This is a genomic window from Xenorhabdus ehlersii (genome assembly GCF_003610465.1).
In the GTDB taxonomy this organism is placed as follows: domain Bacteria; phylum Pseudomonadota; class Gammaproteobacteria; order Enterobacterales; family Enterobacteriaceae; genus Xenorhabdus; species Xenorhabdus ehlersii.
This window is the reverse complement of the sequence record NZ_RAQI01000003.1, coordinates 425,995-451,432: the sequence shown is the minus strand read 5'-3', so window position 1 is coordinate 451,432 and position 25,438 is coordinate 425,995. Positions and strand designations below refer to the sequence as shown.

Sequence of the window (25,438 nt, the reverse complement as noted above, 5' to 3'; positions counted from 1 at the left end):
CCTTATTCCTCCAATTGGTGAAGATTACGACTGCGTATTTCTGTCAGCAGTTTATCTGTAAACTCATTGACCTCAATGCTACCTAAATCTTTGCCGCGGCGAGTACGAACAGATACTTTTCCTGATTCGACTTCTTTATCACCACATACAAGCATATAAGGCACACGACGCAGAGTGTGTTCACGGATTTTAAAACCAATCTTCTCGTTTCTCAAGTCTGCTTTTGCACGAATGCCTGCATCTTGAAGTTTTTTTACCAATTCCTGTACATAATCTGACTGGCCATCAGTAATATTCATAACGACAACCTGCTGAGGTGCCAACCATGTTGGGAAAAACCCAGCATACTCTTCTGTCAGGATACCAATAAACCGTTCCAGTGATCCCAGAACCGCACGGTGAATCATCACAGGAACCTTGCGTTCGTTATTTTCACCTACATATGACGCGCTCAGGCGTGCTGGCAGTGAAAAATCGAGTTGCACAGTACCACATTGCCACGCACGATCCAAACAATCATATAGAGTAAATTCAATTTTAGGGCCATAAAATGCCCCTTCACCCGGCTGGTATTCAAATTCAATGCCGTTTCGGGTTAATGCTTCAGCAAGATCCGCTTCTGCTTCATCCCACTGTTTTTCCGTACCAATACGTTTTTCCGGGCGAGTTGATAATTTAACAACAATCTTCTCAAAGCCAAATGTACCGTACACATCGTAAATCATGTTGATACAGCTACTGACTTCTTGAAGGATCTGATCTTCAGTACAGAAAATATGCGCATCATCTTGAGTAAAACCGCGTACACGCATCAAACCATGTAAAGCGCCAGATGGTTCGTTACGATGACAGCTACCAAATTCAGCCATACGCAACGGTAAGTCACGATAAGATTTCAACCCTTGGTTGAAAATCTGAACATGGCCTGGGCAGTTCATCGGTTTTACGCAATATTCGCGGTTTTCCGATGAAGTTGTGAACATATTTTCTTTATAGTTTTCCCAGTGCCCTGTTTTTTCCCACAGAATACGGTCCATCATGAATGGGCCTTTTACTTCCTGGTATTGGTACTCTTTGAGCTTTGTGCGCACGAAAGTTTCTAATTCACGGAAAATTGTCCAACCATCATTGTGCCAAAACGCCATGCCTGGTGCCTCTTCCTGCATATGATACAGGTCAAGCTGCTTACCAATCTTACGGTGATCACGTTTTGCAGCTTCTTCCAAACGCTGTAAATAGGCATTAAGCTGTTTCTTATCAGCCCATGCAGTACCATAAATACGCTGCAACATTTTGTTATCACTGTTACCGCGCCAATATGCCCCTGCAACTTTTTGCAGTTTAAAGTGATGACAGAAACGCATGTTAGGAACATGCGGCCCACGGCACATATCAACGTATTCTTCATGGTGATACAGACCTGGGCGATCATCACGACTAATATTTTCATCCAAAATCTGGATCTTATACTCTTCACCACGAGCCGCAAATGTGTCACGCGCTTCCTGCCAGCCAACCCTTTTCTTGATGACATCGTAGTCTTTTTTAGCAAGTTCCAGCATACGTTTTTCAAGCAGCTCGATATCTTCCTGCGTCAAAGAGCGGTCTAAATCAACGTCATAGTAGAAACCATTGTCAATAACAGGACCGATAGCCATTTTCGTATCAGGCCACAACTGTTTGATTGCATGGCCCAACAAATGTGCACATGAATGACGGATAATTTCCAAACCTTCTTCATTCTTGCTGGTGATAATAGCAAGATTGGCATCGGCCTCGATTAATTCACAAGCATCAACCAATTCACCATTAATGCGGCCAGCAATACACGCTTTTGCCAAACCAGCACCGATATCACGAGCCACATCCATTACGGAAACAGCATGCTCAAATTGACGTTGACTACCGTCAGGAAGAGTAATTACAGGCATTTAAAATCCTTATGTACAGTGGTGACCCACACGAAAGATCACGTGTATTAAACAAAATTTATTATTAATCAATACGTTAGAAACAAACCCTTGCTTCACTCCGCAAGATGTGTACAGATTTAAGGTCACATTTTCGAAATGCATCTGGTACATTTGCCCTAACTCGCCCGACATACTAACACACAGAGTAGGTGTTAAAATAGCTCTGTGGGAATATATTTAAACTACCTCCATGTAAATATATTCCTTAACGTAAATTGGAAACTGCAATAATTAATAAAAAGGCTGTATCTATATATTATGCTAAATGTTTTTAATATAGAAACAGCCTAATTATAATTGTGGATGTTAATCAGTTGTCATGATTTCATTTTCCCAATAATTACTATATGTTTTTTCATGAGTAACTGAATCAATGATATAATATTCAAAGTAGATATTTCCTGCCCCTCCAGTCACATATCCTTTCACATCATTAAGTTCTGGTGAATCAATTTTAACAATGACCGTCGATAATTTTCCTCCTGGTTTATCTGGAGTATGAGGAGCAACAACTGGAAATATCTTATTAAAATTCTGATTCGCTGATTCAACATACATTCTTAAATATATTTCTTTACCCCAGAGAGGATAAGAGAGATCATCTTCATCATTAGTACATAAAATTTTTACATATAATTGATACCCACTTACAGCATAATTAGATACATCTCTTTGAGTAATATCCTCATGGTTTGGTTTTTCTTCATCAGAGTGTTCAAGTTTAGCATCTTGCTTTATATCAGCAAAACTTGAGAAAATCATAGGCATATTATATGTTCTTTTGACACTATCATTAGGCGTGGTGAGTTCACCTCCTATATATGTAACATCTCTAACATCTGAATACATGCTATTACCAAAATCTGGTGCTATTATATAATAAAGCATTGAGTCTTTCCCATATGGGAAAACATCTCTTCGTATCAAAAATGTATAATTATAATCTTCTGAATCCATATCCCCCAAAACATCGGAAATTTTTTGGACTGGAAATATTAATCCTTCTGGATCAAAAGAACCATCTTTCTTTTTTTTGTTGAAAAATAGAATATTATCTGTCCTGGATGCATTAGGATAGGAATCAATCTCTGCTTCAAAAAATTGACGTCCATCGCCTTCTAATGAATCTCCTTCTAGTTCAGGGATATCTGGTGGATTAAGTGAGTCCTCATTACTGGGTGGGACAACAGAAATCATATATATGCTACCAGAATGATATTCAGCAACTCCTTCAACTTGACTGATTAAATCCATAATAGCAGGTGTATCCATAACTGGATAAACACGGAAATTTACTTTTCCATCCTTATCACTATTAATAATTATTTGAGTTTTACCCTCATATTTCGTTGGTTTGATAATTTGGTGTTTTTGACCTACTCCATCAGGTTCAGAAGTAATTATGATGTTTCTTTCTATATCCTCATTAATCTCAGAGTAAATATTGACGGGAGTATTTTTCAGTAATTGACCATTAGTATCAAATAATGTCGTATCATAACTTATATAATGTTCCTCATTATCATCTATATCGTTGTTATTTGGTATTGCACAAATATTTTTATTTTTCTTCAATTGAATTGAACTTTTAACCAAATCCCTTGCATAATATTTTATTACCTTATCAATACCTGTGAGTATAAAATGTATTTCTTCTCCCGCTGTTATTGAATCGCTTCCTTTAACAGCACATGAAATAACCACATTATATGATTTACTATCTTGTTGGGTATTCATTGTTTTAATTATCTTTATACTTTCAAAACCCTTAGAATCCTTTACTCCTATATTAAGGGATTGAGGCATTTTTCCTTTTGGTATTTCTATGTCAAGGTAAAATTTTTGACCAATAATAATGTCAGCACCATTTTTAACAGATAAATTTAAATCATCATCTGACAAAATCAGATCTTTATCACTTTCCAACATATTTCACCTCTTTTATAATTCTTTATTGATGAAGTTAGCATATACCAGACCAAGTTTTACCGTCAGGGCAAGCATCCCCGGTAACTTCTCCTCCCGGCCGTACTGTATAAACATTGGCTTGCCAAATCTTGCCGTAAGAAATATCTCCATAATAATTAACTTGAAAATCAAGATAAATATCTCCATTTCCTATATGGCTAACATAACTAAAAGGAATACCAAACAATAATGTTGCTGTATTGCTATTATCACTATCTGGTTGAGTTGGCATTATCTTTACTTTAGATTGGTAAATGGTATTAGGATAATTATTAACATATAAGTTTAATGTCACCTCAGCACCAAGTGGAACTTTTGTTTTATCTTTATAATCACTTGTTCCAATTATCTTAACGAATAACGCTTCATGATGTGAATTATTACATTTATTATCTACATCTTTTTCATGAATTGTATCATAAATAATGTTTTTATCATCATGATAACCATAACTATTGTAAACTATACAACTATCATATATTCTTGTTAAATTATCAATTGGCTGATTATACCCTCCTCCAGGATATATTATGCCTTGTGGATATGAAGATCGTACTGTTCTCAACTTGTCCACAACAGTATAAGAAAAGTTAGCAAGTTCATTCACCTTAAACATATTATAAGGGAATATCACATAGCTATCATTGCCTAATTTATTAACCTCTTGAACAAAAAACAATTTTTGCGCATATTGCTTGTTAATAAAAAATAGTATTGTGTCATTTCTCTTAGCACCAGGATAGTTTTGGATTAAAACGTTAAAGACATTCGAATTAGGATCTACCAACAAACTGCTATTATCCTCGCTTATGACAAGTGGAGGAAGATTCAAGTCTTCTTTATTGTTATCTACAATATACACTTTGTTTTTTGAAGATATACGATCTGTTATATCCAATACCATAGAATCAACTTGAAATATCACTGATGTTGATTTTTTAGGATAAATATAAAAAATCAACTCTCCATTTTTATCTGAAGTGATAGAAAAATATTTCTGCCCAGAAGAAATGTTTTTAATTTCGACAAGTTTTTCTTTATCGGAATGATAAATACTAACCAGTCCAAAATAAGAATTTTCTTTCTCAAGGATATCAACGGAAACATTCGGCAATGGTTTTCCTTCTTTATTTCTGACTAATGCAATTGCCTTAATACAATCACCATTAGGTGGAGTGCTATCATAATCCAATATTTGCAGGAATTCTTTTTCAAAATATATTGATATGGATCTTTCATCGATTGATAGATTATTTTTCATATCGTTTCCTTATCTCAAGTATTTTTATTATATCAAAATACAATAGTTGACATTTTTTTATAAAGGATCACATCCATCATTATTATCATGAGCCTGGTTTGGTAATACGGTATTAATTTTGGCAGTCCATTTTTTGCTATACGTTTTAGAGCCATCACTATTTTCAATATAGTAATCAAAAGAAAGTGTCCCTAACCCTTTGGAGAATGAAGGCCCAGCTCGGTTAATGTCACAGTATGGGATATTAACTATAACATGGCCTGTTTGTTTTCCCGAATCAGCAGTAGATAACGAAAACTGATAACTTTTATGAGTATTTCTGGATGTTGGTGTTTTGATATAGACATTCAAATATCCCTTGCTACCGAGTTGTGGTAGATTTTTATTATTTTGATCATTAGTTCCCATAATCACCACGTATAACCCTGTCACACCCTTAGCATTTTTCCCAGGTTTTTTATTACTATTTATCATACTCAGGATGATGCCATGCCATTCAAAAGTTTCATTTTCTTCACTATATACATCAATGGGAAGTGTTGCACGGCTGGTATATACTTTGACTTTATCGTAGACATCTTCGTTCGATGAGTCATTTTGTTCACCAATATATGTGAACATTTCGGTCATAGAATAGCTGTATTCTTGATTTTCAGGAGCAACCAAATAATAAAACTTCATAGGTTTATTGAGTGGTAACTGGTCATATGTAAAGTACAAAGGAATTGTATCCAGACTGGTTATGTTATCAAGCCTATATATAGGTTTAAGTTGAATTGGTTTATCTTTTTGATTAAATCCTTGCATAAAAAATATTAAAGAATCTGTATCTTTACCACCAGGATAAGAAGATACATGCACCTCTATTCCTTTAGCGCCTGGTATTTTTTCAACCTTACCATTTTGTATTCCTGATATTTTTGGGGCAGTTGGACCAAATGATGAACTACGTATAGCATTAAAAACATATATAGATGCTGAGTAATTAACAGAAGTTACATTCAATATTTGAGTATCAAAGTCAATCCTGACAGAAGTATCCCGTACTGGATAAACGCGAAATTTTATATTTCCATGAGTATCACTATTAATAGCAAAAAAGTCAAAACTACTCTGGCTGTGTGTCATGATTTTTTGGGACAGTTTTCCATCTTCTGGTTCTGTACCTATATTCACAAGTGTCTTACTTTGATCATGAGAAAAAATTTTACCCGGATGTTCGGATGATACCAAAACTTGTATATTTCTTAGTGGATTATTATTATAATCCAACAATATTCCAGAATATGTAACATATGAACTACCAGTGCCAACAGGGTTATCTTTTGTCGGTGGTTCAATGTATTCATTATTAGCAGTTAATGCAATAAAGCTTGTCGGATCCACTTTCTTAGTCGTATACTCTATTTCTAATGATTTAATTCCATTAATATAACCAGTACTTGACATTGCATGAACTGTATATTTAATTAATGTATCTGATGGCAGGTTATTATTTATATGCAATAAAACTACAGCACTGCCAAAATTTTTATTTTCTGATACTGCCCAATTATTCCTATTCTCTACAGTTAGATAATTTTTGTCGGCCTCTATTGAAATACTATCAATACTAGAAATTAAATTTGAATCAGCAGTAAGTGATACGGTCAAGTAACAAGTTTGTCCAATAATAACATCAGCTCTGTTCGGTATAGATACACAGAGTTCACCAAATGCACATGTATTATCTATTAATTCTGTATTATTTATTATACTCATTATTATCCATCCTATATATTAAATAAAGATAATATCTACATCATCTATATGAATGGATAATGTAGATATCTCTATTAAATTAATATTTTTGATCAGTATATATTGGAATAATTAACTTTTTAATTGCTCTTATCGTTGCAGGGGCAACCATCATCATTTATATCATAACCCGTATTTGCCGTGCCTATTGTAGCTTTCCATTCTTTGCTTTTCCTTGTTGCTCCTTCGTATGTGATTGAGTAGACAAACGATAGTTTTGCCAATATACCATCTTCCCATCCCCGAGCCCGAGTTAAATCACAATATGGAATCTTCACAACTTGATAGTAATTAGTATTATCTGTCAGTTTGACTGATGGATAGGATTTATTCTCCTGTCTTGTGGCAGAATCGATATTAATTGTTAAAGTGCAAATAGAATTTAACGGAGGAAGTCCCTTCACCTGCTCAGTCATATTTTTAGCTATTTTTATCACGACATACAAACCAATTGGATCCGTTTTTGTTATAGTACTGCCTTCTTTTACATATTGATTTATCGTATCTAGAGTGACCAGACGATTGTCATACATACGATCATTATCATGTGTATTTTTGAGGTCAAGCGGTGATGGTGAATAACTGGAGTATACCTCAACGGGTGTATAAATCCCACCATCACCATTATTATCACCATCGGATAGCTCACCAACATACATAAAATTTGATGTCATAGAATAGAGCGAATCCTGGCTAGCAGGAGCTATCAGGTAATAAAGCTGCATAAGCTTATTAAGTGGTAGCTGGTCATACGTAAAATTAAAAGGGTTTCCATCCAGACTATCTATATTTTCAAGTTTATATATAGGTTTTAGTTGAATTGGTTCATCGTTCTTTTCATACCCTTTAATAAAGAATATCAAAGCATCCGTCTTTTGATGTCCAACATACGGAGCAATTCCGACCTGCATAGCATTGGATCCTGGGATTTTTTGAAGTTTTCCAAGTTGATCTACATTATATATATTTGGTGATAATGGGCCAAAAGGATCATCACTCATATTCGTGTTACTAAAGATATATACAGATGCAGCATAATTAATAGATGTTACGCCTAATATTCCCGTCTTGAAATCGATCCTAGCTGATATGTTTTTTTTGGGGTACACTCTAAATTTTATATTACCACTGCCATCACTATTAATAACAAAATAGTCTATATCATTATCTCTAGTCGTTGGTATCTGTATACTGCTGCTACCAGAATCTGGCACTGTTCCTATATTAACAAGAGCATTATCCGCATTGTTAGAATATATTTGATCCAATAATGAAGATGCGACTACAACTTGGGTGTTCTTAAGAACACCACCTATATTATCAACAAGAGAACCAGAATATGTAATATATTCATTTCCTGTTCCTACCGGATTATCTCCTGTCGGAGGTTGGATATATTCATTATCAGTATTTAATACTATAACAGCTTTAGGATTAATTTTCTTTACATTATATGTGAATTTCAGCGGTGTGTAATTCGATACTGCTTGAGTACCTTTCTCATCAGCCCAAAGATTAACAGTATAAATAATTTCTTTATGCTGCTGTTCATTTAGATTATTATCAACCGTCAAACGGATCATTACATACCCAACATTACCTGCTGACAACCATGATCTCTCAGTCTTCCATTTAACTAAATTAACTATATCCCGATCAAGTTCTATTGTTACATTTTTAATGTTTCTTATTTTGTTTGGTACTCCTGATGCAATTATTGATATATAACTAGTTTGCCCCACAATAATATCAGATTGGTCAGGTATTGTTGCAGTAACAGTATAATCATTCTGAGGAAGAGTTTTCACTACAAGGTCTTCTTCAATTTTCATTTTGGCACCTCATTAATTAAATTTATTATACTTTGTTATTATTTCAATAAAGCACTAAAACAACTGATAATATTAACTAAAATTAGTTCAGCCAAATGATTTTAATTAAGTATATTGTTTTATGATTAACAATAGAATAATAATCGAAAACAGATTAAATAATCAATCCAAATTTAGATAATGAAAAATAGTTATCACCTGATAACTAAATCATATTTACTCAAGAAATATTTAGATTAAAAGTTTTCTCTTCATGAAATTATTTATAACCGATACAAAAGAAGGGATTGCATTTTTAATAGCACAAAATAAAAAAAGACAATTAAAAAGGAAGATAACCAAGCCGCAACTGCAAATTTCGGTCACCTATATTTACAGAAAATTCAAAATACCGTTATCTGAGAATACCCTGACACAAATATGGAAAATATTTTTCGAATATATCGAATTCCTGCACTTTTAAACTAATAAGGAAAATAACTCCCAACACAAAGCACATAACCCTTAGAATCATTAGCACTAACCACCTGTTTGTTTTCTTGGGTATTATAGATAAAATTCCCACTATTGTTCAGACTGTTATTCGAATATTTCCCAAGGATGTTTGGCGTCACTGGAGGTGGTGATGTAACATAATCAAGAAGCCCCCAAGAATAGCTGTCTGGAAATTCATTTTGTAAGGAGTAAGGATCAGTTTCTTTGATACCTACATCACGTTCATTAATATTACGAGAATTTGGTAACCTCGGATCCTGACATGAAATATCCCCTTGCTCACTATCCTGTTTCATAACTTCTGGGTGCCTAGAGTCAGGCTGTATGTATTTTTTAATAAAAAAAGAATAATTATAAGCATATTTAGCCTTATTAGTTCTTTTAATCGTTATAGATGTATCCACCTTAGCCTTATGAAAAGTGCCCAGAGTTATCTCTCCTGTAGTCAGATCTATGGACCCAATGTCATTAATACCACTACCAAAGCCTTCGGTAGAAATTATTTCTCCTCCTTTATCCAGAATCTTTTCCTTTATCGACAAGTCATACAATTGTGCATACATATTTCCAAATACATTACTAGGTCTGAGTTGATCTTCAAATATTTTACTCTTCTTAATTGTTACATTATCAGCTTCTTTGGTATAGACAGCAACTCCAGCGGGTTGCGATACTACGTCAAAAGCAACTTGTTGATTTGCTGCACTGAAAGTCGTTTTCTCCCTTCCTGCCGGTACTTCTAATTTTACAGTCAGGCCGTCAGTGACTTGACCATTATTAATATCGCCAATACCAACCTGGCTACTTAGGGTTGCCGTAATTTGACCATTGCTTACTATATTGTCACTTTCAATTTTCCATTCATCCTGACCTTTATAGGTTTCAGGGGCTGGATCCAGAACCCATTTAGCACCTACCTTATATCCATCAGATAGCGCTGTACCGTCAGCCTTAACCACTTTCGCCGTATAGGTATAATGTCCACCACTCCCCCCCTTTATGGGCTGATTAGGATTAAACGTAACATCAAGGCTGACTATCTTTAAATTTTCCGCTTCAAAATCCACAGGTTCAGCACATTGTTCTGTTGCAGGGATCTCAGCAGACTTTTCATTAACAGCAACAAGACACACAATTGCACCTGTCACTACCGGGTTTTTCTGACTGCTCCGCAGTTGAACTTTTAATGTACCATCAGGTTGAACGGTAACTTCCCCTGGTTCTGATAACTCGGTATTTTTCGGAGCACCACCCTTCTCAGATTTTAACCGCCACTTAAACTTAATATCTTGCTCTGTATAAGGTGTTGTGCCATCAGCACCAAACACATGCGCAGTATAGTGATAAGCATGTTGCGGATTTTTGTCTCCATCCGCAGGAACTGTTCCCGTTTTTTCGGCAACTGTTGGTTTCTGAATGGTTGGCCATTTGAATTCCACACCCACTGACTTCACTGTTTCAACGCCTTCGACAGAAGCCTCTACCGTCACTGTTTGAGCCTGCGTACTGGTCAATGTTGTGGAAGCACTCCCATCCCCCTGAGTTGTACTGATTGTTGGATTCAGTGTTACCCCTGTCTGATTGGGCGTTTTTAGGGTCCAGTTAACTTTTTTATTAGGCTCCGAATTATTACCCGTCGCATCTTTAACGTTAACGGTCAGGGTATAATTTTTACCCACCAATATTGGGCTTGGTGGTGTCACTGCTATTGACACTTGTTCCGGTTTGAAATCTACTGGCGGCTTTGCCTGAATCGGCTTTTGTTTTCCCACCGTGAGTGAAACGATAACACCATTGACTGCTTTAATACTGGTTAAGGTTGCCGTTAATTGCCCCTTGCCATCTATTGTCATATCTGATTGATCGAGTATGAGTCCATAAGCGTTAGGGTTAGCTGGATGCTCTATCTTCCACGTCGCATTATGAATGATTTCTCCTCCTTGAACAGGTTTTCCATCAATACCTACGATAGCCGCCGTATAGGTATATTTTTGGGCACCATCTGCCGTTAACGCCTCTGACGGACTGACCTGAATATCCCCCTTAACCTGATAATCCTGAGTATCCTCAGTAAAGGTTACAGGGCGTTGCGCAGGAACAGGATTTTGGCCTTCAATGGAAAGTGAAACCAGCACATCTTGTATTGCCTTCGTACTTTTCAGGTAGGCAATTAATTCTCCCTGATTACCCGTGGTATCCCCGTCATTCGTCAACTTGAGATTCTGATCGGAACTCAAATCATGACCATCCTTTGTCGTAACGCGCCACGTCACGCCGGTAATTTTCTGGTTCGGCACTAGATTATTCTGATCATCAATGATGGCAGCCTTATAGGTATAAGTATCCTTGCCGTTCGCAACCAAAGAGCCTGTCCCTGGCTGCTCAACACTCACCATTTTAATACGATACTTCGACGTATCCGCAGTAAAGGTAACCGGGCGTTGTGCAGGAACAGGATTTTGGCCTTCAATGGAAAGTGAAACCAGCACATCTTGTATTGCCTTCGTACTTTTCAGGTAGGCAATTAATTCTCCCTGATTACCCGTGGTATCCCCGTCATTCGTCAACTTGAGATTCTGATCGGAACTCAAATCATGACCATCCTTTGTCGTAACGCGCCACGTCACGCCGGTAATTTTCTGGTTCGGCACTAGATTATTCTGATCATCAATGATGGCAGCCTTATAGGTATAAGTATCCTTGCCGTTCGCAACCAAAGAGCCTGTCCCTGGCTGCTCAACACTCACCATTTTAATACGATACTTCGACGTATCCGCAGTAAAGGTAACCGGGCGTTGTGCAGGAACAGGATTTTGGCCTTCAATGGAAAGTGAAACCAGCACATCTTGTATTGCCTTCGTACTTTTCAGGTAGGCAATTAATTCCCCCTGAGTACCTGTTGTATCCCCGCTGGTCGTAAACGTGAGATTTGGATTAGAACTGACATCATTTTTACCCTGCTTAATGCTCCACTTCACATTGGCGATTTTTTGGTTTCTCACCGGATTGTTATCACTATCTAATACCACAGCGCTATAGGTGTAAGCCTGGGAATCATTGGCTATCCGTGACGGTACTGGCGGTGAAACCTTAACATTATCAATGTGGAAACTAGCCGGATTTTCATCAAAACTAACCTCACCTACTAATTGTGGAGGCTGGCTATCCAGTTGCAGATACACTTTGACATCTTTATGGGGTCGGGTACTAATTAAAATCGGCTTGTGTTTGAAATGTCCATTTTCATCAAGTGCCGCAGAGTCTGAGGATTCCCAATCAATCCACTGCAACCCCGTATCCGGGCTGATTTTAGGATCAGTTATCCACAGAACGTGGTTAATAATGGTATTTTTTATAGGGGCACCATTGACCGTATCAAAGGTAATCACAGGGTTGAACGTATATCCGTCTTTTTTATCCCCTGTTGCTGGCAATGGCCCTGTTGGAGTATGGTTGGCCCCTTCCTGTTTTTTCAGCATAAAGGGCCTGACAATCACGCGCATCGCAACAGGCGCTGATTTTTGATCATTTTCCAATTCAGCCAGAGCGTAGATGGGATAATTGTTATTTTGGTTATCGCCGGATAAATATTTTGGCAGGGTAATTTTTATGGTGTGGCCAACGCGGGAAGAAAGTTTCCCGCCGTGCTGTTCAAAATCTTTGTTCGTTGTCCAATGAATCTGCTTAACAAAGTCATTAGAAGATAACTTGACTGTAATATCGTGTTGCTCCTGACTGTACCCAATGATGGTTTCCGGTAACGACAATTGCGCAATCGGCTTTTTCTGGTGCTCAAGCACAATATGATTATTTCTTTCTATCAGGTCATAACGGCTGCCCGCTAATGTCCTCGCCGCCGCTACATTTTCTGGCGATAACTGCACGCTCAGGGGAACACCCAGTTTATAGTTAAAATTCGCCAAAAACTGTGTTTCGCTGTGCCCGCTTCCCCCTTGTTTATAATCCATACCCAGAGTAAATAGCGGAACCGGGGTGTAAGTCAGCCCCAATTTAGCCAAGTTAGGGTTTTTCTGTTTCGTATCACGATTGAATAAAGTTACGTTATCGCCAAAATACTGCTCATAGGTCAGTTTGGCACCCAGATGAGGGTAAGCAGGTAAGAAAAACTCCCCACTAATGTCATAACCGTTGGCTGGGCGTTCATAATAACCGACAAAATTCCGTGAGTCTTTCCAGTTAGTTAAACGATAATAGGTATTAGCGGAAAGTTTAATGTAGTCTCCCCCTATTTCTCCGCCCAGACCAAGACGCTGATTTTTACCCGTCAGGTCGTAATCATAAAAAGTATTCAGTCCATACATCCAGTTTTGAGAAAAATAACGCCCACCTAATCCTACATTCATGGTATTCCGGCTATCTTTGTTACGATAACCCAGTTGGGAAAAGAACAACCAATCTGCTTTATTATCATAAAGCGGCAGTAACAGATCGAATGAATTGTTTTTTAGTGTTCCCTTTTTATCCAGCCCAAAATTAATTCTGGCAGTACCAAACTGTGATAACCATTTTTGTGCGCCAGAAGATACTGTGTTATTAAACTGCCCTATCGCGTAAGATTTGGCTTGCTCTGCCAGTTCTGAAGGTGAAGATGACAGGATATTGCCTGCCATCTGGATGTTTTTAGCAATAACACCTGGTGTATTAGAATCAGCAGTGTGATCATTTTTTTTAACTCTATTTTTTTTATGGATATTTGAATTCAAATTTTTTTTACTTGATTCATTAACTCGAACACTTATATTATCTTTGTCATCTGTTTTTTGCGTGTATATTTTTTCAGATGTTAGATGACTATCTGCAAAGGTGCTCGTTATCGTATAGGGTACTACTAATGTATAAAGAAAAAAGAATAAGACAGTGCCTTTGCCAATATATGATAACATATACAAATACCTTATAAGTTATGATATTAACCCAGATTTTTAGTTACACTCATACTTACCCATAAAATGACTCGGATCTACTCCTAATATGATATTAGTCGCATATTTTATTTTTGCGTTATTTAAAATAGTTATCACGCGATAACTATTTTAAATAATACAATCAATCTGGACGCTGGTGATTTGAGTTAAATATTTACCTAGACAATAACAAACCTCGTTAAGTTAAACGAGGTTTGTTAGAGATTAGAATAACTATTTTATATTTCGATGAATATGTTATAAGACTCGTCTTAATATATGGGAGAAACTATCTCTGCTTCCATATATATCACCTACAGCGTAGTCAATCAGAACCAGTTTTCCGCTATTTTCTTGTGCCCAATCATAAGGGATATCTATTGCTATCCGTTCTACATTATCAAGTATTTGATAATTAGTTTGCCACATTGTCTGACCTACCAACCGGATGTTTACTGTTTGATTTAATCTCATATCAGGATAACGTATTATGACTTGAATAGAATCATCATTGTATTCAAGATTGGGTGCAGGTAAATTAAGTGTTTGCCCTTCAATCTCAAGCTGTAAATCTCCTGAGTACTCAACAACATCACCAGGTGTTCTTGTTACTGAAAAATGCAACGTAGCAGTATCACCAATAGTGTCAATAAACTCCATACGAGGAATATAGAATGTCATCGGTATTACATTATTCACTGTCTGAATAGGTGATACGTATGTAATATCACTACGACGTCCTTTCCATAAAACCCTGACAGTATGCCCAGGAGCCATCCCCTCATAAACTGGCACAATAACTTTCAACTGATCTAACCGATAATAATCATCTTTTGTCAGCAAGGTGCCTTGTTTGCCTGTAGCTTCTGGAACACTAGGAATATAATCAGATAATCTAGATGAATCAAAGAATATAAATTTTATATTCACCGTTGGTGATTCGCGTTCATTACCATGACTTATTATCTTATACTTAGCTTGATAGTCACCATATTTAGAAATTTCATCCACAGGAAACAGTAATGTATATGGGGATGTATGTAATGTACTTGGGCTAACAGAGTATGGTCTGTTTTTTATAACCACACTATTATCATTACTTAAATAAAGATATCCATCTATTTCATCTCCAGTCTTAGCATCATCATATCTTGGCACTTCCATTAATATATATTCAGTATTCATTATACGCAGATCGTGTATGTTAATGGTATCGGTTCCATGAGCCTGTGGAAATGTAGGTGGAGAGAGAATTATATCTTCTAAACTTTTCATGAATTACTCCTTAATTGAGTGTTTTTTATATATAATTTCAGGACATAATCACTTGACTTTTTATTTATTGACAATAAAACTCATGAAAATCATCACCTTACTTTTTTATTCAAAAGTTTAAGCCAAACATTAATATCTTTAAATAAATTTCATGTGATTTTATATTATTGTCATTTATAGTCATAGCATGTATTAGTTTTAAAGATGAATAGTTTAAGATTAACATTATTAATATTAGATAAAAAAGCAAATATAAGTTTCCATATAAAATGCCCCTTCCATTAAATTAATTCAAATTACTTTTTGTTATCAGCTAATAATTATTTTTTATTGAATAGGCCATTTTATTAGAAAAATAATTTTAACTATACATTATCAGGGATGCTTTTAATTAAAGATTAATAATCAATACTGCTTGTAAAATGTTTATCGCAAATTTGTAATATCTATAGTTTACAAAAGACTGTTTTGCCCGATAAAAAACTCAGGCTATCAAGTTTATTTGATCCTAATTAAATTTCACCGATTGCAATTAATAAGTTACACCTAAAGCACGATAAGCATTTTTAACTTTCCATAAATAACGCGAAGCCTGTGGTGCAGGATGATTATTTTGAACATATTGATAGAACTCATTCGGAGTCATTCGATTAATTTTATTAATTGCCAAAACTCGGTTTGCATCAAACGTTCGCAATAATGCCCCTGCACCATTTACATAAGCAACTATCGTTGCATAGTACAGTGTTTCTGGATTAGAGATACCTTCCAGATGCTGTTTTTTCAAAATGCTGATGTAGGCAGTACCAAGGTCGATGTTAGTTTCAGGATCTTTCAATTCACGCATAGTTGGTTGTCCTGATTTCCCTTTCACTCTGTAAGCATCTCGCCCAGCCGTAGACGCCTTAATCTGCATTAGCCCAACTGCATTCGATTTACTAACAACCTCTGGACGAAAACCTGATTCCACCTGAATAATCGCTTTGATGAGCGTTTCATCAACACCATAACGTTTTGCGGATTGCGTAATCAAGCCATCAAATGGGGTGGATTTAAACCTATTTGTCAATTTACGGGTACCAAAAGCAGCCTTATTGCCGTCAAGCATACGTTTTACTGTTGTTTGTCTATTACTGTCTGATTGATATACTTGTTGGCTTGCACATCCTGACAACAATAATACTACCGCAATGCAACGGAGTTTTAATTTCATGCTGCTCCCCCTAAATAAAATTAATCCTATAAAGGATATATAATTTTACTGATAAACCAAAAATATTTTTCTATCACTTATCAAAATAAATCTCTTTATTGCTCGTGGTTAACGCTAGACAACATGCTGTTTTTTTGTTCGCATGAGGTGTGTCGTTGTCATATCAATCAGTAAGAACTTAAGGAGCATCTATCGAATTTATCGTCAATTTTGTCTCTATCGCCTTGACTTTACACAAATGATACTGATAATCATTATCAATAATTATATGTACAACAAGTAGGGTTTACCATAATGAATAAAAAATATTCTCTTTCTGATTTTCCGATATTCAATCTGATCCTTGTTCTATTCACAATGGCGTTATTCAGCCAGCAAGCTCATGCCGAGAAAAAATTCAGAGTGGTTACAACATTTACTATTATTCAAGATATGGCCCAAAATGTCGCAGGAGACGCAGCAATTGTCGAGTCAATCACTAAACCTGGCGCAGAAATCCATGATTATCAACCCACTCCCAAAGATATCATCAAGGCACAGCGTGCAGACCTTATCCTTTGGAATGGCTTAAATTTAGAACGCTGGTTCGAACGATTCTTTGAAAACATGCAAGACATACCTGCTGCGGTTATAACCGAAGGTATTACTCCTTTACCGATTCGCGAAGGACCTTACAATAAAAACCCTAACCCCCATGCCTGGATGTCACCAAAAAATGCGCTGATCTATATCGAAAATATCCGTAAAGCTTTTGTCAAATACGATCCTGAGAATGCCGAAATTTATAATCGTAATGCCAAAGCTTATGCAGAGAAAATGGCTCAATTGGATGCGCCTCTTAGAGAACGTCTTTCTCGTATTCCTGAAGAACAACGCTGGCTGGTCACCAGTGAAGGTGCTTTCAGTTATCTCACACAAGATTATGGTTTCAAAGAAGTTTACTTGTGGCCAATTAATGCTGAGGAACAAGGTTCCCCACAACAGGTTCGCCGTGTCATTGATACAGTAAGAGCTAATAAGATCCCAGTTGTCTTTAGTGAAAGCACTGTTTCAGATAAACCAGCAAGACAAGTCAGTAAAGAAACAGGAGCTCGTTACGGCGGGGTACTTTATGTAGACTCCCTTTCCACGCAAAAAGGACCGGTTCCAACTTATATCGATCTACTTAACACCACTGTAGACACTATCGCAAAAGGATTTAATCAATGAATCGCTCATCATTAAACCACCAATCGTTATTTGAGCATCCTCATTTAATTGTGGATAACGCCACTGTCACTTACAACAATGGACATACTGCTATTTATGATGCCAGTTTTGACATTACTGGCGGCACAATTTGTGCGCTGGTAGGCATGAATGGCAGCGGTAAATCCACATTATTCAAAACAATCATGGGATTAGTAACACCTTCACATGGAAAGGTTACCCTCAACGATCAACCTATCAGAGCCGCATTAAAACAAAATATCATCGCATATGTTCCTCAAACTGAGGATGTAGATTGGAATTTTCCGGTTCTGGTTTCCGATGTTGTCATGATGGGACGCTATGGAAAAATGGGATTTTTGCGCCGTCCCAGCAAGCGTGATCATGAAATCGTCAATAAAGCCCTTGAACGTGTCGGGCTGACAGAATTGCGTGATCGCCAAATTGGTGAACTTTCCGGCGGGCAGAAAAAACGAGCATTTTTAGCCCGTGCATTAGCTCAAGAAGGGAAAGTTCTGCTACTGGATGAGCCTTTTACTGGAGTGGACGTTAAAACAGAAAATGCCATTATTGACTTACTTCGTGACTTACGTGACGAAGGGCATTTGGTTTTAGTATCAACTCATAACCTTGGCAGTGTGCCTGAATTTTGTGATCACGTTATTTTGATCAACCGCACCGTGCTCGCAAGTGGCCAAACTGAAAACACGTTTACTCAAAAAAATCTGGAAATTACCTTCGGTGGTGTCTTGCGTCATATTAATCTTTCCGCTCCTGAGCTGCATAAAGATGATGATCCACGCTCACTGACAGTCATAACCGATGATGAACGTGCTGCCGTCTTTTACGGACATGATCATCATATTCCACCGCGACAAAACCCCAAACAAAAGGAAAATCAACCATGATGGAACTGCTTTTACAACCATTCAGTTACAACTACATGGTGAAAGCCATGTGGGTAAGCACTATTGTTGGGGGTGTCTGTGCTTTCTTATCCGCTTATCTGATGCTAAAAGGCTGGTCGCTAATGGGAGACGCCCTCTCCCACTCTGTTGTGCCCGGTGTCGCAGGTGCATATGCTCTCGGTTTACCTTATGCAGGTGGTGCTTTTTTTACAGGGATGCTCGCTGCATTATCAATGACATTGGTACGTCATATCACTCGGTTACGTGAAGATGCGGTGATCGGTTTTATATTCTCCACTTTTTTTGCTGTCGGATTATTGATCGTTTCTTTAAACCCTACATCCGTAAATGTACAAACCATTATTTTAGGCAATATTCTGGGAATCGCTGATGAAGATGTTTTACAAGTTGAAATCATTATTGCAGTTTCCTTCATTATCTTAATGGTACTTTGGAAAGATCTGTTGGTTGTTTTCTTTGATGAAACCCATGCACGTTCTATTGGATTATCACCGTTACGGTTGAAAATCATTTTCTTCACTTTATTAAGTGCCTGTACCGTTGCTGCATTACAAACAGTAGGCGCTATCTTGGTTATCGCAATGGTTGTAACGCCTGGTGCAACCGCTTATTTATTAACAGATAGATTTAAATATTTGTTGATTATTGCCGTCGCCATCGGTTCACTCACGAGTGGTATCGGTGCATATGTGAGTTATTTCCTCAACGGTGCAACTGGGGGGGTCATTGTCACCATACAAACAGTGATTTTCTTACTCGCGTTCTTCTTTGCCCCTAAACATGGCACGTTAGCCTCTCGCAAACGAGCCAGAAAGGAATCTCTGGCATTGATTCAGGAACAACGCTCATGAACACATTTATTGAATTAATTACTGAACCTTTCATGCATGGGTTTATGCGACGAGCTATCTATGCTGCCATTATGGTAGGAGCTGTTTGTGCTGTACTTTCCTGTTACTTAGTCTTAAAGGGTTGGTCATTGATGGGAGATGCCATTTCCCATGCTGTTTTGCCAGGCATAGTGCTCGCTTTTGTAACAGGCATACCACTTGCAATAGGTGCTTTCCTTTCTGGTATATCTTGTGCATTCGCTACAGGGTATCTAAAAGAACATAGCCGAATCAAAGAAGATACGGTCATGGGAATTGTTTTCTCAGGTATGTTTGCATTTGGGTTAGTCCTGTTTACTCGTATAGATACGGATCAACACCTGACACACATTTTATTCGGCAGCATACTCGGCATTACCCAGCATGAATTACTCCAAACCCTGTGCATTGCAGGGATCACGCTGGCTATTGTGCTGCTAAAAAGAAAAGATTTCATGCTCTACTGCTTCGATCCCAATCAGGCACGAGTAGTTGGACTTCCTGTGAAACTTCTCCATTACGGGTTATTATCGCTGCTGGCCCTGACAATTGTCGCATCTTTGCAGGCCGTCGGTATTATCCTAGTCATTGCGATGTTAATCTCCCCCGGCATTATTGCTTTTATGCTTTGCCGGAGCTTTGATCGCATGCTGATTGTGGCAATGGTTGCTTCTATATCATCCAGCGTACTTGGAACAATCATCAGCTTCCATATTGATGGTGAAACAGGCCCTTGTATCGTAATCATTCAGGCAATTTTCTTCACTATTGCACTTATTTATGACCAAATAAAATTAGCTTGCAAAAAAGCAAACAAAGGAACATTTGAAAAAATCTCATCCCAAGAGGTATCAATTCCAGAAAAATCAAATTAAAAAATAATAGAGTGCCATATCAAATTTGAGATATGGCCTTATTAATTCCTATTAAAACTCCTTTTATCCTGTTCAAATGTTACATCTGTCTGTAATATAAGCATAGCAACTGTCAACTTAATGAGGTGAAGCATGTGGCAAACAGTGAGCCGTCTATTAAGTGAGCATTTTGGTGACGCTGAAATTCACGATAAAAAGGAATTGGCCGGAGGAGAGATTCACCGTGCCTGGCACATTAAATATGGTGAACAACATATCTTTATCAAATCCAACGTGAAAGAAATGCTGCCAATTTTTAAAGCAGAAGCTGAGCAACTGGAATTACTGGCTCGCAGCAAAACAACCCGTGTTCCTGATGTTTATGATGTCGGTCACGACCGCAACTATAGCTTCCTGTTGCTGGAGCATTTACCTATAAAACCATTTAACCCACACAATGCGTATCTTTTTGGCCAACACCTTGCCAAGTTACATCAATGGAGTGAACAGCCTAAATTTGGCTTTGATTTTGATAACATGCTAGCAACCACCATACAACCTAACGGGTGGCAAAAGCGTTGGGATCATTTTTACGCCGAAAAACGCATCGGATGGCAATTGCAACTTGCCGCTGATAAAGGAATTGTATTTGGAGATATTAACCAGATTGTTCAAGTAATCAGTGACAAACTACACAATCATCACCCCCAACCTTCTCTCCTGCATGGCGACCTGTGGCCCATGAACTGTGCATCATTGAACGATAATTGTGCCGTCACTTTTGATCCCGCCTGCTATTGGGGTGATCGCGAATGTGATCTGGCGATGCTGCCACTTTACCCAGATATTCCTTTACAAATATTTGATGGTTACCAGAGTATCTGGCCATTACCTAAAGATTTCCTTGAACGTCAACCTATTTACCAACTTTACTACTTGTTAAATAAATGTAATATTTTCGGGGGAGAGAATTTTATTCTAATACAAAAGATGATTGATAAACTTTTATCTGAATAGGTATAAGAAAACTTAAATTAATATGATATTTAATTATTGATAATAGCTCAATTACTCAAAAACAAAAGTGAAATTTATTATATTAAAAATATAAATTCATTTTAAATCAAACGCGACATTGAGCATTCTTACACTGTTATTAACTATCGTTTAATTACATTACCACCCTAAAAATTTAAATAAAAAGTAAGCAATTGCACCGATAATGATTGGTGATATGTAAAGGATAAAAATCTGGCTGAATAAAGAATGAGAGGGGAACGCAATTTTAGCTTTCAATTGTTCCTTGGTTACTCCACTTTCCTGTGCGTGTTCAAAGACCATTTGATCTTCAATACGTTCTTTGATGAATTTAAATTGACGATACATTCTCAATCCAGATGCACTCATTGCCAACCCCACAAACATCAGCATATAAATGACAAAAAAGCTGATATTTTCCCCTGTGATTTCAGCAACACGATCAGGGATTGGAGAATGCTTCCAGAAAAAATCCAAAAATGGTGTATTGAATTTAATCATTTCTGTCATCATTTGAAGAAAATCATTCAATACCGCGTTAACACCACCACCTCCAACACCATCACTTTTAACACCGTCACCTTTAACACCATGTTGCCCTGCGACCAGATTAATCACTGAGACAAAAGTCGACAATAGGGAGGGTACAAAAATAATCCAGCCCAAAATTCGCTTAGCGATAGCTACATATCCTGCTTGTGAATATGTGTACATATTAAATTACCCATTAAAAACAATTTATTATTAAAATAATCGCCTTCACAAACTTAAAGATGAACACGACCATGTACAAACAGAAAACGCACTTACTACGGCATGTAGTAATGGATTTATAACATTAGGCGCAATAAATGGAGAGTGTCAAGGTGAGGATAGAAAGGAAGCTACTATCACTATAGGCCAGAAATCTGCCCTTAACATATGGGATACTTACACAAGCAAAGAGTATAGTGGAAATCACCATACCTACCTTAAAGATGGTCAAAATCTTGACCATGTTGTTTTATAAGGCTTTACTAGACGGCTTAAACTCAAGCCCTCCTGTGTCATTTATAACCCTTTGATATCTTCATTTATCCTCACTTTGAGGAAAAGTAGCAACCGTGGTGATCTTCCCTATAGTTAACTTCACCAGCCTGATCGATATTTAATCGCCCCGTTTGAAACGGAAGCATATCTGCACCATGCAGAAGTTAAAGGTGAGAAATTGTTGTGCTACTTCAGGTTGATGATACTGATTCACGCCACCATAGAACCGATATCGGCTTCCGCCAATAGAGGTTAATCAAATTCATACAGTTCAATCAGGGCATCACCGTCCAATTCGGTGACTTCAATGTGCAGTTCAGGGGGAATATTTTACATAATAGCGCCCAATAAAAAACTCGCGCGAGAAGATCTAAAAAATTCAACCAAATAGTTGACTATGAGAGCCAAGTCTGACTAATTACAGGGTTTCACTATCCGGCTTTATGTGGCATTCTCTGTAACCTGACCAATTGCCGCTCAGGTCATGATCGCGTTGGTGGGGTTCCAGGGGCTTATCATTAGCTAATGCCTCCAAGGCGGTTACATCACAAGGTCAGCTCGATGTGGCCCCTTAGATTCTCGTTTATAGTCCCGTTTAAATGCTGTTGAGCGCTCAATCGTCCACATGCAAATCCGCCATTAGTACAGACACGCTATCGAATCTCTTCCCCTCCCGCGTTCAGTTCTTCCATTGCTTTTTGCGTTGTTGCATTCGGCACTTTGACATCGAAAGGCAAACGCTGTTCATCAGCTATACTGACCAACAAAAAATCCCTGCAATGGGGCTGTTAGTTACAAATCCATAGTTCATTTGCATTAATTGGTATGGTTTAAGTTTACCCGTCATTATCTTACTTTACCGATGAAACTATCTTTTTCTTTGTTATTCCCCACATCGAGATTTAATTTATTGGAATTGTTACAATCAAACCTCTTTAATCACTGTTATCATCGCGGAGAGATTTGAGATGTCATTTTGTTCTATAGAAGCCGCTGTTTTTGATATGGATGGTTTGCTGATTGATTCTGAACCTTATTGGAAACAGGGAGAAAAAAGCGTATTCAGTGAATTAGGGCTAGATTTAAATTTAGCAAAAAACCTGCCTGACACATTGGGGTTACGAATCGATCACGTTGTTGAGCTATGGTATCAAGCATCACCTTGGCAAGACACCTCTAAAAGTGAAGTTGGGCAACGCATCATCGATTATGTCGTTCAATCAGTTGAAAAAAACCGTCCTTTACTGCCTGGAGTGGAACATGCTTTAAATCTCTGTCGCGAACGTGGGTTAAAAATTGGCCTTGCCTCCGCTTCACCCTATGAAATGATCAAAAAAGTGCTCGAATTGTTTAACCTACGACATTACTTTGATGTTGTCGTTTCTGCTGCACACTTACCTTACAGCAAACCACATCCCGAAGTTTATTTACTGGCAGCCAGTCAACTTGGAGTCAACCCAACTAACTGCCTTACATTAGAGGACTCATTTAACGGTATGATAGCAACCAAAGCAGCGAGAATGCGCTCAATTGTCGTCCCGGCCTCTCACCATTTTGATGATCCCCGCTGGTCATTGGCTGACATTAAACTGAATTCTCTGGAAAAATTAACAATAGAAAATATTACTTAATAGCCACCGCGCTGCCCTATTTCTCGTATATGGCAGCGCAAATATCAACCTCTCCCTCAACCAACCAAGCCACAGTTTAAAAAATTTCCTGGTTACCCTCTATCTTCCTCAGGCAAAACCCTCTATACTGCCTCACTGTATGTATAAACAGCAATCAGCATAAATAATTAGTATAAATCGTTATGACAGCAGAAGGGCATCTTCTTTTTTCCGTTGCCAGCCTTGTATTGGCTCACCAGCTAGAAATCACACCAGAAATAGCACAGGGAGACTGGTTACACATGCTTCCCGGCGTACTTCTGGCTTCATTGTTGCCAGATATCGACCATCCAAGTTCAACCTTAGGCAGATTGTTCCGCTTTATATCCATTCCAATCGCGCGATTATGTGGACATCGTGGATTTACACATAGTTTATTAGCGCTGCTTGTGGGAGTTACTCTATTCCAGACTGAAATACCGTCTAATTGGCCCATTCCAACTGACTTTGTCCATGCAATGGTTATCGGTTATATCAGCCATCTTATAGCTGATATGCTTACTCCCGCTGGTATTCCACTGTTATGGCCGCTAAGAATACGTTTTTGCTTACCTATTCTTAGAGGTAAGGAACGTAAAAAAGCCGAACGTTTTATTGCCGTACTGGTAGTAGTGATCGCTATTATTCTTCCACAACACATCAATTTCTCATTCGCTCGCTATTTCGACAGCTTACAATTTAACAAAATACAGTTTGATAAATTACCTATTGATAAGCTACAGAATCTTTACAAGTAACTGCTCAATATTCACATACAGCAAATATCGTAGCCCCATTTTAAAATGGGGTTACCTGCAAAATATAAATCATTTTTTATTCACTTCCTGTCGCCTTCAAAAAAACCTTTAACTCAATAAGATACAAAGTGAACAGTTGTAATTGAACAAAAAACAATAGAAATAGATTAGTATATATAATCAATTAAACTAGCTAGTGAAAAATAATTATATTAAATTCCATTTAATTATAAGAAAGAGGCTTATTATACTGATAATATTTTATTTTAAGCATTTCATGGTACGTAGACGATAGATTAAAATTGGAATACAACTTACACATCTATATTCCAAACTACATACCACAACTCGAAATATAAAG

General features: G+C 37.5%; 18 protein-coding genes. 7 read left to right on the top strand and 11 right to left on the bottom strand.

Annotated features, from left to right (window positions below):
* Nucleotides 1-2: 2 nt before the first annotated feature.
* The 8 genes from thrS to BDE27_RS12485 all read right to left on the bottom strand — a co-directional run bounded on the left by thrS (nucleotide 3) and on the right by BDE27_RS12485 (nucleotide 16,742).
* The gene (gene thrS, locus BDE27_RS12525) at nucleotides 3-1,931 is read right to left on the bottom strand and encodes a threonine--tRNA ligase (RefSeq protein ID WP_099132828.1); all 1,929 of its coding nucleotides are present in this window, start codon (nucleotides 1,929-1,931) and stop codon (nucleotides 3-5) included.
* Between the two features lie 348 nt (nucleotides 1,932-2,279).
* Complete coding sequence (locus BDE27_RS12520; RefSeq protein WP_099132827.1) at nucleotides 2,280-3,902, bottom strand: hypothetical protein; 1,623 nt, start codon at nucleotides 3,900-3,902, stop codon at nucleotides 2,280-2,282.
* 34 nt (nucleotides 3,903-3,936) lie between these two features.
* The gene (locus tag BDE27_RS12515; protein ID WP_099132826.1) at nucleotides 3,937-5,202 is read right to left on the bottom strand and encodes a hypothetical protein; all 1,266 of its coding nucleotides are present in this window, start codon (nucleotides 5,200-5,202) and stop codon (nucleotides 3,937-3,939) included.
* Nucleotides 5,203-5,259: 57 nt separating this feature from the next.
* Nucleotides 5,260-6,963: a hypothetical protein gene (locus tag BDE27_RS12510; RefSeq protein WP_099132825.1), complete on the bottom strand. Its 1,704-nt coding sequence runs from the start codon at nucleotides 6,961-6,963 to the stop codon at nucleotides 5,260-5,262.
* A gap of 119 nt (nucleotides 6,964-7,082) precedes the next feature.
* Entirely contained in the window at nucleotides 7,083-8,834 is a 1,752-nt protein-coding gene (locus BDE27_RS12505) for a hypothetical protein (protein WP_099132824.1), read from the bottom strand.
* Between the two features lie 464 nt (nucleotides 8,835-9,298).
* Entirely contained in the window at nucleotides 9,299-14,053 is a 4,755-nt protein-coding gene (locus BDE27_RS12495; RefSeq protein ID WP_208638590.1) for an inverse autotransporter beta domain-containing protein, read from the bottom strand.
* A gap of 459 nt (nucleotides 14,054-14,512) precedes the next feature.
* Nucleotides 14,513-15,529, bottom strand: a complete 1,017-nt coding sequence (locus BDE27_RS12490; RefSeq protein ID WP_099132821.1) for a hypothetical protein — start codon at nucleotides 15,527-15,529, stop codon at nucleotides 14,513-14,515.
* A gap of 532 nt (nucleotides 15,530-16,061) precedes the next feature.
* On the bottom strand, nucleotides 16,062-16,742 hold the full coding sequence (locus BDE27_RS12485) for a transglycosylase SLT domain-containing protein (protein WP_099132820.1): 681 nt from the start codon (nucleotides 16,740-16,742) through the stop codon (nucleotides 16,062-16,064).
* A gap of 294 nt (nucleotides 16,743-17,036) precedes the next feature.
* Between BDE27_RS12485 and BDE27_RS12480 the strand changes: the two genes are divergently transcribed.
* The 5 genes from BDE27_RS12480 to BDE27_RS12460 all read left to right on the top strand — a co-directional run bounded on the left by BDE27_RS12480 (nucleotide 17,037) and on the right by BDE27_RS12460 (nucleotide 21,620).
* Nucleotides 17,037-17,951 (top strand): metal ABC transporter substrate-binding protein, encoded by a 915-nt coding sequence (locus BDE27_RS12480; RefSeq protein ID WP_099132819.1) that lies wholly within the window; start codon nucleotides 17,037-17,039, stop codon nucleotides 17,949-17,951.
* Nucleotides 17,948-18,859: a manganese/iron ABC transporter ATP-binding protein gene (locus tag BDE27_RS12475; protein WP_099132818.1), complete on the top strand. Its 912-nt coding sequence runs from the start codon at nucleotides 17,948-17,950 to the stop codon at nucleotides 18,857-18,859. Before BDE27_RS12480 ends, BDE27_RS12475 begins: the two co-directional genes overlap by 4 nt.
* On the top strand, nucleotides 18,856-19,731 hold the full coding sequence (locus BDE27_RS12470) for a metal ABC transporter permease (RefSeq protein WP_099132817.1): 876 nt from the start codon (nucleotides 18,856-18,858) through the stop codon (nucleotides 19,729-19,731). Before BDE27_RS12475 ends, BDE27_RS12470 begins: the two co-directional genes overlap by 4 nt.
* Entirely contained in the window at nucleotides 19,728-20,624 is an 897-nt protein-coding gene (locus tag BDE27_RS12465; RefSeq protein WP_099132816.1) for a metal ABC transporter permease, read from the top strand. Before BDE27_RS12470 ends, BDE27_RS12465 begins: the two co-directional genes overlap by 4 nt.
* A 132-nt stretch (nucleotides 20,625-20,756) precedes the next feature.
* Nucleotides 20,757-21,620: a fructosamine kinase family protein gene (locus tag BDE27_RS12460; RefSeq protein WP_099132815.1), complete on the top strand. Its 864-nt coding sequence runs from the start codon at nucleotides 20,757-20,759 to the stop codon at nucleotides 21,618-21,620.
* A gap of 159 nt (nucleotides 21,621-21,779) precedes the next feature.
* On the opposite strand, the gene BDE27_RS12455 is transcribed toward BDE27_RS12460, so the two are convergent.
* The 3 genes from BDE27_RS12455 to BDE27_RS12445 all read right to left on the bottom strand — a co-directional run bounded on the left by BDE27_RS12455 (nucleotide 21,780) and on the right by BDE27_RS12445 (nucleotide 23,437).
* On the bottom strand, nucleotides 21,780-22,355 hold the full coding sequence (locus tag BDE27_RS12455; protein WP_099132814.1) for a YniB family protein: 576 nt from the start codon (nucleotides 22,353-22,355) through the stop codon (nucleotides 21,780-21,782).
* Nucleotides 22,356-23,088: 733 nt separating this feature from the next.
* Nucleotides 23,089-23,205, bottom strand: coding sequence for a type II toxin-antitoxin system mRNA interferase toxin, RelE/StbE family (locus tag BDE27_RS20490; RefSeq protein WP_099132813.1), 117 nt, complete (start codon nucleotides 23,203-23,205; stop codon nucleotides 23,089-23,091).
* A gap of 118 nt (nucleotides 23,206-23,323) precedes the next feature.
* Entirely contained in the window at nucleotides 23,324-23,437 is a 114-nt protein-coding gene (locus BDE27_RS12445; RefSeq protein WP_244208781.1) for a type II toxin-antitoxin system RelB/DinJ family antitoxin, read from the bottom strand.
* A 201-nt stretch (nucleotides 23,438-23,638) separates the two neighbouring features.
* Between BDE27_RS12445 and hxpB the strand changes: the two genes are divergently transcribed.
* Together hxpB and BDE27_RS12435 are read left to right on the top strand one after the other, a co-directional pair.
* Nucleotides 23,639-24,301, top strand: coding sequence for a hexitol phosphatase HxpB (gene hxpB / locus BDE27_RS12440; protein ID WP_099132812.1), 663 nt, complete (start codon nucleotides 23,639-23,641; stop codon nucleotides 24,299-24,301).
* A gap of 182 nt (nucleotides 24,302-24,483) precedes the next feature.
* Nucleotides 24,484-25,077, top strand: a complete 594-nt coding sequence (locus tag BDE27_RS12435) for a metal-dependent hydrolase (RefSeq protein WP_047771073.1) — start codon at nucleotides 24,484-24,486, stop codon at nucleotides 25,075-25,077.
* The last annotated feature ends 361 nt before the right edge of the window (nucleotides 25,078-25,438 follow it).